Source organism: Mesorhizobium sp. M8A.F.Ca.ET.181.01.1.1 (assembly GCF_004792025.1).
Lineage (GTDB): Bacteria > Pseudomonadota > Alphaproteobacteria > Rhizobiales > Rhizobiaceae > Mesorhizobium.
In genome coordinates, this window is record NZ_SRTV01000300.1 from 1 (window position 1) to 288 (window position 288).

Below are 288 nucleotides of genomic sequence, written 5' to 3' on the forward strand. Positions count from 1 at the left end.
CGAGCGCATCGAGGTTTTCCTGCTCGCGGACGCCGATGCGGCAAAAGCCGACATGTCGACCTGCATCATCATCGGCTCGCCCGAAACCCGGATCATCAAGCGGGGCGAAAAACCCGCGCTGGTCTACACGCCGCGTTCGGCAACGGGGTCGAAAAGATGATCGACCTTTGCCGCCAGCGCATCGACGGTTTCAGCCGAGGGCACGTCCGGCAAAGGCGGTCGGCGGATCATGACCACCTCGATGCCGAGCGCCCGCGCAGCGGCGATCTTGCCATAGGTCGCGTCGCC

Annotated in this window: 2 pseudogenes; one reads left to right on the top strand and one right to left on the bottom strand. The window is 64.9% G+C overall.

Annotated features, from left to right (window positions below):
- Positions 1-160, top strand: a pseudogene (locus EN824_RS36460) (precorrin-3B C(17)-methyltransferase); the annotation flags it as partial.
- On the opposite strand, the pseudogene EN824_RS36465 reads toward EN824_RS36460, so the two are convergent.
- Positions 124-288: pseudogene (locus EN824_RS36465) on the bottom strand (cobalt-precorrin-6A reductase); the annotation flags it as partial. The pseudogenes EN824_RS36460 and EN824_RS36465 sit on opposite strands and share 37 nt — an antisense overlap.